General features: G+C 62.2%; 6 protein-coding genes, 1 tRNA gene and 1 pseudogene. 4 read left to right on the top strand and 4 right to left on the bottom strand.

Features of this window, described 5'->3' with window-relative positions; genetic code table 11:
- Positions 1-11: 11 nt before the first annotated feature.
- Together nadA and LU684_RS29310 are read right to left on the bottom strand one after the other, a co-directional pair.
- On the bottom strand, positions 12-1,070 hold the full coding sequence (nadA, locus tag LU684_RS29315) for a quinolinate synthase NadA (protein WP_019472564.1): 1,059 nt from the start codon (positions 1,068-1,070) through the stop codon (positions 12-14).
- A gap of 270 nt (positions 1,071-1,340) precedes the next feature.
- Positions 1,341-2,849 carry a YdgA family protein gene (locus LU684_RS29310; protein WP_232895317.1) on the bottom strand — a complete coding sequence of 503 codons (1,509 nt, stop codon included), beginning with the start codon at positions 2,847-2,849 and terminating at the stop codon, positions 1,341-1,343.
- Positions 2,850-3,288: 439 nt separating this feature from the next.
- Between LU684_RS29310 and LU684_RS29305 the strand changes: the two genes are divergently transcribed.
- From LU684_RS29305 to LU684_RS29295, 4 genes and pseudogenes are all read left to right on the top strand, one after another.
- Positions 3,289-4,641: an APC family permease gene (locus tag LU684_RS29305; RefSeq protein ID WP_016488645.1), complete on the top strand. Its 1,353-nt coding sequence runs from the start codon at positions 3,289-3,291 to the stop codon at positions 4,639-4,641.
- A gap of 65 nt (positions 4,642-4,706) precedes the next feature.
- A pseudogene (locus LU684_RS30910) lies at positions 4,707-5,915 on the top strand (PDC sensor domain-containing protein); the annotation flags it as partial.
- Positions 5,916-6,017: 102 nt separating this feature from the next.
- Complete coding sequence (locus tag LU684_RS30905) at positions 6,018-6,773, top strand: methyl-accepting chemotaxis protein (RefSeq protein ID WP_419198519.1); 756 nt, start codon at positions 6,018-6,020, stop codon at positions 6,771-6,773.
- Positions 6,774-6,918: 145 nt separating this feature from the next.
- Positions 6,919-7,878, top strand: coding sequence for a cation diffusion facilitator family transporter (locus LU684_RS29295; protein WP_016488647.1), 960 nt, complete (start codon positions 6,919-6,921; stop codon positions 7,876-7,878).
- Between the two features lie 83 nt (positions 7,879-7,961).
- On the opposite strand, the gene LU684_RS29290 is transcribed toward LU684_RS29295, so the two are convergent.
- Together LU684_RS29290 and queC are read right to left on the bottom strand one after the other, a co-directional pair.
- Positions 7,962-8,037 (bottom strand) — tRNA-Lys (locus LU684_RS29290).
- A 60-nt stretch (positions 8,038-8,097) separates the two neighbouring features.
- The gene (queC, locus tag LU684_RS29285; RefSeq protein ID WP_016488648.1) at positions 8,098-8,772 is read right to left on the bottom strand and encodes a 7-cyano-7-deazaguanine synthase QueC; all 675 of its coding nucleotides are present in this window, start codon (positions 8,770-8,772) and stop codon (positions 8,098-8,100) included.
- Between the last annotated feature and the right edge of the window lie 13 nt (positions 8,773-8,785).

Raw genomic sequence — 8,785 nt, 5'->3', positions numbered from 1 at the left:
ACCCAGCGATCTCAGGCGTTACCGGACAGCTTCAGGCGCGCCGCCTGGGTGAAGTCCAGCATGCGATTCAGCGGCTTGATCGCCTTGGGCACCAGGGCCGGGTCGACAAAAATCTCGTTGCTGCCATTACGCAGGCAGTCCAGCACCCGCTCCAGGGTGTTCATCGCCATCCACGGGCAGTGCGCACAGCTGCGGCATGCCGCACCGTTGCCAGCGGTGGGGGCTTCGACAAACTCCTTGTCCGGGCACAACTGCTGCATCTTGTAGAAGATGCCGCGGTCGGTGGCGACGATGAAGGTCTTGTTTGGCAGGGTTTGCGCCGCCTTGATCAGTTGGCTGGTGGACCCCACCGCATCGGCCAACTCGATCACCGCTTCAGGCGACTCGGGGTGCACCAGGATCGCTGCGTCCGGGTACAGCGCCTTCATGTCGGCCAGCTGGCGCGACTTGAACTCTTCGTGAACGATGCAGGCACCGTCCCACAGCAGCATGTCGGCACCGGTCTGCTTCTGGATGTAACGGCCCAGGTGCTGGTCTGGGCCCCAGATGATGGTTTCGCCGTTATCCATCAGGCTTTCGACGATTTCCAGCGCGCAGCTTGAAGTCACCACCCAGTCGGCACGGGCCTTCACGGCAGCCGAAGTGTTGGCATAGACCACCACAGTGCGCTCGGGGTGCTGGTCGCAGAAGGCTGAGAACTCTTCAACCGGGCAGCCCAGGTCGAGCGAGCAGGTGGCCTCCAGGGTGGGCATCAGCACGCGTTTTTCCGGGGTGAGGATTTTTGCGGTTTCGCCCATGAAGCGCACACCGGCCACGATCACCGTTTCGGCCGGGTGATTTTTGCCAAAGCGGGCCATCTCCAGCGAATCGGACACGCAGCCACCGGTTTCTTCAGCCAAGGCCTGGATGACAGGGTCGCAGTAATAGTGGGCAACCAGCACGGCGTTCTGGGCCTTGAGCTCGGCAGCGATGGCCGCACGGTATTCGGCCTCCTGCTCGGCTGTCAGCGGGTTGGGCTGCTTGGCGTCGAGGTGAGCCTGAACCAACAGGCGTTCGGAAATCTGGGTCATGATCGCTGGACCTGCAGGCGCGCGCGCGCATCAAATCGAGTGTATCACCCGGCCCTGACAGATCGGCTAAGGGTGCCGGACGGCACGCAGGCCGCCACGGCCCTCTGCGGGCGCGGATTATTATCGGAGGCCGAAGGCTACAGACAATCCAGCGATTACTAAAGTGGTTTTTGTGTTCTCACCCGAGCGACTGCAATGAGCGTTGTGTAGGAGCAGCCCTTTCGACTCAAGGCCGCTCCTACAAAACAGCGTTGCCTGACAAAGCGGGTGTCAACCCTGCGGCGACAGTGCTGCCAGGTGCGCTGCCATGAGCATGGCAAACGCTTCCACGGTCATTTTCCTGCCGTTGAAGTCGACCATGCCATCGGCATAGTGCAGGCTGCTCACCACATCGTTGCCTTCAACGGTGGCCAGGCCACTTTGCAGCGCCATCATGCCGACCATCTCCCCCGCCTGGCTCGATTGCATGGCAATCGCCTGGGCATCAGTCTGGCCATCCAGCAGCGCCTGCAAGGTCGCCAGGTCACCCATCATCGGCTTGGAGAGCGATAGCTTGCCCTTCACCTCGGTGATCAGTTGCTTGCTCAACTGGTCTGGCGGCAGATCGAAGCTGGCTGGGGCGGCGAAGGCCATCGACAGGTTGAAACGGCTCTCGCCATTGGCGGTCTTGAACGCCAGGTTTTCTATCGCCACCTTGGGCCTGGCGGCCAGCAGTTGCCGCAGGTCGCCCTGGAATTTGGCCTTCTCAGCGTCGTCCATACGGATCTGCGGTACAGGCTGGCCAGCGGCAGACGCAGCCTCGAACTCCGGCAAGTGCGCCTGGTACCACTTCGACAACGCCTGCAATGCCGGTGCGTTGACCGAGGTGACACTCACCACCATCTGCGCCTTGCCCACCGCACGGCCATCCCAGGCCATGTCGCCGACCTTGTACTCCACGCGACCGCCCACGGTATCCGGGCCATCGAGGGCTTGCAGGACATTCTGCTCCAGGCCCTTGATCTGCAGCACCTGCTGTTTCGGCCCCAGGGTGACCTTGGTTTCGGCCAGCGCCAGGTCGACGTTACCCACATAGACAGTGTCGTGCGGGGTGGCGGCCAAGTTACCGCCAACCTTCAGGCCTTTGAGTTCGAACGTGGCAGGCGGCTGATCATCGCGCACAAGTTTCATCACGAAACGGTCGGCCTGCCCGTGGAATTTCGAAGCCTTGCCCTCCTTGTCGCCACTGACCTCCAGCTGCATACCCGAGAAGTCGAGGCTGTTGCCGTCCGCCTCGTCAAGCTTGACCGGCGCCAGCCGGACCTGGCTGGCCACACTGCCGCCGTACCCCAAGCTGGTCTGTGCACTGATCGGGGCCTGCTCGCCTGCGGCAGCGAACCACGCGGCGGTGGCATCGTCCTTCTGCAAGGTGCTGTTGCTGACCGCCATCACCGGCATCAGCTTCAACGCCTTTACCCGCGACCAGGGAAAGGGGCCGTGCTCAATCTGGTCGGTCACGCCCACGTCGAAATTCACCACCTCGCCTTCACCCAGGTTTATGTCGCGGGCCTTGAGCCGGTACTGGGCGGTAGTGCTGAAGAAATGCTGCTCCAGCGATACCCGTTCGATGCTCATGCTGCCGCCGGTGGTCACCAGGGCCTTCTTGAGTTCGGCGTTGCTGCGGGCAACGGCGTTGTCCAGTTCGGCTGGCAGTTGCTTGCCGGTGTACCAGGCGCCAGCGGTAGATGCGACGGCAATGGCGATCGCCAGGCCGGAAAGAATGCCAACTGATTTCTTCATGAATAGAACCGATTGTCCGTAAGGGCTTCATTGGGTGAGCAAAGGCCACGCAGGAGGCGAAGATTAACACTGCGATGGAAGACGAGGGCCAGCCTTCACCGAGAAATCCATTTTTCAGAACCATCTGACACGCATCCACGGGAGGCACATTCGTTAATTTTTACGAACATTCAAATTGATCAAAACCGCAAAAAAACGCGCAAAAACCGAACAAAACCCCTTATAAATCGATAAATATTTCAATTCAGTAACATCTTGTCATGTTTAACTTGACACCAACCTACCCATCGTTTTTTATTTTCACCACTTAGCGCGTCCCCCGCGCCTTCTGCTGCTCCTACAAAAAAGGTGAACAACATGGAGCCCACCCGCTCGCCCTTGCCGCATGCGCAATACACCGTGCCCGCCGTTTACGCCCAGCACCAGGAGCCATGTCAGCATGCAGCCTGATCACAGCGCTTCCGGCAACGGCCAACTTCGCAAAACCCTGCGCCTCTGGCACGTGATCATCATTGGCCTGGCCTACCTGACCCCAATGACCGTGTTCGACACCTTCGGCATCGTCAGCGGCATCACCGCCGGCCATGTGCCCAGCGCCTACATCCTGGCGCTGGCGGGCATCCTGTTCACCGCCGTAAGCTACGGCACCCTGGTAAAACGCTTTCCGCAGTCGGGCTCGGCGTATACCTACACACAACGTGCGATCAACCCCCATGTGGGCTTCCTGGTCGGCTGGTCGTCGCTGCTGGATTACCTGCTGCTGCCGATGGTCAACGCGCTGCTGGCCAAGCTGTACCTCTCGGCCATGTTCCCTGAAGTACCAGAGTGGCTGTGGGTCGTCGGCTTCGTCACCTTGATCAGCCTGATCAACATGCGCAGCGTGAACCTGGTGGCGCACTTCAACCTGCTGTTTGTAGGCGTTCAGGTGGCGATCATCGCCGTGTTCATCTACTTGTGCGTGCGCGGCCTGGGCCAGGGTGAAGGGCTGGGCACCACCTGGAGCTTGCTGCCGTTCGCCGACAGCCAGACCCACCTCAGCGCGCTGGCTGCCGGTGCCACCATCCTGTGCTTCTCGTTCCTGGGCTTCGACGCGGTCACCTGCCTGTCCGAAGAAACCCGTGACCCGGCCAAGACGATCCCACGGGCGATCTTCCTGACCGCACTGATCGGTGGCGTGGTGTTCATCACCGTGTCGTACTTCATCCAGGCCTACTTCCCGACCATGGCGCGCTTCCACGACCAGGAAGCGGCCCTGCCGGAAATCGCCCTGTACGTCGGCGGCAAGCTGTTCCAGTCGGTATTCATCGCCTGCACCGTGATCAACACCATCGCTTCAGGCCTGGCTTCGCAAACCAGCGTGTCGCGCCTGCTGTACGTGATGGGCCGCGACAACGTGATCCCCGCCAGCCTCTTTGCCCGCCTGCACTCGCGCTACAAGACGCCGGTGCTGAACATTGCGGTGGTGGGGCTGATTTCGCTGTCAGCGATCTTCTTCGACCTGGTTACCGCGACCTCGATCATCAACTTCGGCGCACTGGTCGCATTCAGCTTCGTCAACCTGTCGGTGATCAACCACTGCTACCTGCGCGAAGGCAACCGCAAAGGCCTGGCCAACCAACTGAAGTACCTGGTGCTGCCTACCATCGGCTTCTGCATCATCGTCTCGCTGTGGCTGGACCTGAATGTGCACTCGCTGATGTTTGGCGGCATCTGGGCAACGCTCGGGTTGATCTACCTGGGCTGGCTGACCAAAGCCTTCCGGTCGGCACCGCCCAACTACATCGCCGAATGACCCACGCTGCCGACAACGCCCGCGCCTGACCGCGGGCGTTGTACTTGCCCGAAAAGGAATGCCTCATGCCGCTGCGTCGCCTCTCCATCCAGTGGAAGATCACCCTGCTCGCCGGTCTGTGCCTGCTGGCCATCGTCGCCTTGCTGGTGGCCACCTCGCTGACCCAGGCGCAGCGCAGCGCTGCCTTGGTCAGCCAGGCCAGCACCGCCATGCTCGACAACAGTGCGCGCCAGCGCCTGCAGGCCCACGCGCAAACCCAGGCCCTGCGGGTGCAGCGCTACTTCATGGACGCCTATCAGTACGCCAATGGCTTTGCCCGCCTGGTGCAGGTACTCAAGGCCCGAGGCGGCAGTGACCTGCGCGCCGAGCTGACGCGCCAGGCCCGTGCCAGCCTGGCCGGCAACCCGGATGTAATCGGCCTGTACCTGGTGTTCCAGCCCAACGCGCTGGACCAGCAGGACAGCCAGCACCTTGGCCAGGAGGCGATGGGTAGCAATGAACGCGGGCGTTTCTCGTTGTACTGGTCACAACCGCGCCCCGGCGCCCTGGAACTTGAAGCCATGCCGGAAGCCATGCTTGGCGATGCCAGCATTGGCAGCAACGGCGCAGCGAAGAACCGTTGGCTGACCTGCCCGCAGGACACCGCCAGTACCTGCATGCTCGAACCGTACCTCGACGAGGTCAATGGCCGTCAGGTGCTGATGACCAGCATCGCCCTGCCACTGCTGGAACAGGGCAAGGTTGTCGGCGTGGTCGGCCTGGACATCGGCCTGGCCAACCTGCAGCAACTGAGCCTGGACGGCCGCCGCGAGCTGTTCGATGGCCAGGGCCATGTGAGTATTGCCAGCGCAGCCGGCCTGCTGGCTGGCAACAGTCGTGACGCCAGCGTGCTCGGTAAGCCCATGGACAATGCAGTAGCCGACGGCCTGCTGCGCGTGGCCCACCCCTTCGCCCCGATCCCTGGCGCAGCCCCTTGGCAGGTGTTGCTGGAACTGCCGGAAAGCGTGCTGCAGGCACCCGCCGTAGCCCTCAACCAGCGCCTGGACGCCCATAGCCAGAATGCCAACCTCAACAGTCTGCTGATCGGCCTTGGCGCTGCCATCGCAGGCTTGCTGCTGGTGTGGTTGACCGCACGCGGCGTCACCCGGCCAATACTGGCCGTGGCCGCACGCCTGCAAGATATTGCCAGCGGCGAAGGCGACCTCACGCGCCGCCTGGACTACGCCCGCCAGGACGAACTGGGCCAGCTCACCCACTGGTTCAACCGCTTCCTCGACAAACTGCAACCCGTCATCGCTCAGGTCAAGGGCTCGCTGCAGGAGGCCCGCGGCACCGCCGACCAGTCTGCCGCCATCGCCAGCCAGACCAGCAACGGCATGCAGCAGCAGCACCGTGAAATCGAGCAAGTGGCCACGGCGGCCAACGAGATGAGCGCCACCGCCCTGGATGTTGCACACAATGCCTCACAGGCGGCCCAGGCCGCACGGGCCGCCGACCAGGCCAGCCGCGAAGGCCTGCAACTGATCGACAGCACCCGCGAGGGCATCGATCGCCTGGCCGCCGGCATGAACACTGCCATGGACGAGGCCCACGCACTGGAGGGTCGCAGCGGCCAGATAGGCTCGGTGCTGGAGGTGATTCGCACCATCGCCGAGCAGACCAACCTGCTGGCACTCAATGCAGCCATCGAAGCCGCCCGAGCGGGCGAAGCCGGGCGTGGTTTTGCCGTGGTCGCCGATGAGGTGCGCGGCCTGGCCCAGCGCACGCAGGTGTCGGTGGAGGAAATTCGCCAGGTCATCGAAGGCCTGCAGCAAGGCACCCAAGATGTCGTGGGCGCCATGCACGAAGGCCAGCGCCAGGCCCAGGCCAGCGCGGCACGCATGGAACAGGCGCTGCCCGCACTGCAGCGCATTGGCGAGGCGGTGACTGTGATCAGCGACATGAACCTGCAGATTGCCTCTGCGGCCGAAGAACAGAGCGCGGTGGCCGAGGAAGTGAACCGTAACGTGGCCGGCATCCGGGATGTGACAGAATCACTGGCTGGCCAGGCCGACGAATCGGCGCGCATCAGCCAGGCGCTGAACCGGCTGGCCAACCAGCAACAGGCGCTGATGGAGCAATTCCGCGTCTAACCTGCAAGGGCCCTTTCGCGGGCACGCCCGCTCCCACAGGTGCGTGGTCGCCTTCCAGGCCAACGCAGGCTCGGCGGGAGCGGGCGTGCCCGCGAAGAAGCCCGTACAGCCACCACAGCATTATCGTTTTTACTGAGCACACGTCATGCAAACCGCAACCCGATCCACCTTCTTCGACATCACCAGCGAACAGGGCCTGTTACGCACCTCGATTGCCGTCACCCTGTTCATCGCCACCATCGGCATCGCCTTCGGCCTGGCCTCCGGCTCATTCTCCATCGTCTTCGACGGCGTGTACTCGCTGGTCGACGCCAGCATGAGCGGCCTTTCACTTGTAGTGGTCAAGCTGATTACCTCGCACACCACCAGCGTGCAGATGTCACGCAAGCTGCGTGAGCGTTTCACCATGGGCTTCTGGCACCTGGAACCGATGGTCCTGGCACTCAACGGCATCCTGCTTAGCGGCGTGGCCATCTACGCGTTGATCAACGCCGTCAGCAGCCTGTTGCAAGGCGGGCGTCACCTGGAGTTCGGTATTGCCATGGTCTATGCCGTGCTGACCGTAATCACCTGCGTGACCATCGCCGTCGTCGAAGCCCGCGCCAACCGCAAGCTGAAGTCAGACTTCGTGCGCATGGACGTCAAGGGCTGGGTGATGTCGGCCAGCATCACCGCCGCGTTGCTGATCGCCTTCTGCTTTGGTTACGCGGTGCAAGGCACATCGCTGGAGTGGGTGTCGCCGTACATCGACCCGGCGGTGCTGGCGCTGGTGTGCCTGGTGATCATTCCGCTGCCGCTGTCGGTGGTCCGCCAGGCGCTGTCTGAAATCTTTCTGGTTACCCCCGGCGACCTCAAGCTGCACGTCGATGAAGTGGCCAAGGCCTTTGTCGCCCGCCACGGGCTGCAGTCGTACCGTGCCTATGTCGCCAAGGTTGGGCGCTCACGAGAGATTGAGCTGTATTTCATCGTGCCAAAGACAATGGCCGCAAAGACCATCGATGAATGGGATACGTGGCGCAACGAGATTGGTGATGCAGTAGGCGGTGAAGGGCCGGACCGCTGGCTGACGGTGGTATTCACAGGCGACCCCGAGTGGGCCGAGTAAGCTGGGGGCGCTGTGCGCCCCAAGATCGCGAAAACGAAAAAGCCCGCGACCATTTCTGGTAGCGGGCTTTGACGTACTGCGTATGGTGGGTCGTGTAGGATTCGAACCTACGACCAATTGGTTAAAAGCCAACTGCTCTACCAACTGAGCTAACGACCCGATTGATGGCGCGTATAATACTGATTTCTAAAGAGAAATCAATACCCCATCACAGTTTTTTCAAACATACCGCGTAGGGTCTGGTACCTCAGCCGCCTTGAAGCCGTCGGCGCGCAGGCGGCAGCTGTCGCATTTGCCACAGGCGCGGCCATCATCGTCGGCCTGGTAGCAGGAAACGGTCAGGCTGTAATCCACGCCACGGGCCATGCCGGCCTGCACGATCTGCGCCTTGCTCATGTTTTGCAGCGGCGCCTGAATACGGAAGCCCTGCCCTTCTACGCCCGCCTTGGTAGCCAGGTTGGCCATGCGCTCGAAGGCTTCGACAAACTCGGGACGGCAATCGGGATAACCGGAGTAATCCACGGCATTGACGCCGATGAAGATGTCACGCGCCTCCAGCACTTCTGCCCAGCCCAGGGCCAGCGACAGGAACACGGTATTTCGCGCCGGCACGTAGGTGACCGGGATGCCTTCGCTTGGGGCTTCAGGTACGTCGATGCTGCTGTCGGTCAACGCCGAACCACCGATACCGTCGAGGTTCAGGCCGATTACCTTGTGCTCGACCACGCCCAGGTCCCGGGCGACACGGGCAGCTGCATTCAGCTCGGCACGGTGGCGTTGGCCATAGTCGAAGCTCATGGTGTAGCAGCTGTAGCCTTCGGCCTTGGCCATGGCTACGACGGTGGCGGAATCAAGGCCGCCAGACAGCAGGATTACTGCGCGTTTCTCAGTCATGTGCTTTTACTCT

This window comes from Pseudomonas sp. NMI542_15, assembly GCF_021283425.1.
Classification (GTDB): domain Bacteria; phylum Pseudomonadota; class Gammaproteobacteria; order Pseudomonadales; family Pseudomonadaceae; genus Aquipseudomonas; species Aquipseudomonas fortuita.
Note: the sequence above shows the minus strand (reverse complement) of the source record. Positions and strands in the feature narration are given on the sequence as shown.

Coding starts and splice junctions, on each gene's coding strand:
- queC (WP_016488648.1), bottom strand. CDS start 8,772: ATGACTGAGAAACGCGCAGTAATCCTGCTGTCTGGCGGCCTTGATTCC.
- LU684_RS29310 (WP_232895317.1), bottom strand. CDS start 2,849: ATGAAGAAATCAGTTGGCATTCTTTCCGGCCTGGCGATCGCCATTGCC.
- LU684_RS29295 (WP_016488647.1), top strand. CDS start 6,919: ATGCAAACCGCAACCCGATCCACCTTCTTCGACATCACCAGCGAACAG.
- LU684_RS30905 (WP_419198519.1), top strand. CDS start 6,018: ATGCAGCAGCAGCACCGTGAAATCGAGCAAGTGGCCACGGCGGCCAAC.
- LU684_RS29305 (WP_016488645.1), top strand. CDS start 3,289: ATGCAGCCTGATCACAGCGCTTCCGGCAACGGCCAACTTCGCAAAACC.
- nadA (WP_019472564.1), bottom strand. CDS start 1,070: ATGACCCAGATTTCCGAACGCCTGTTGGTTCAGGCTCACCTCGACGCC.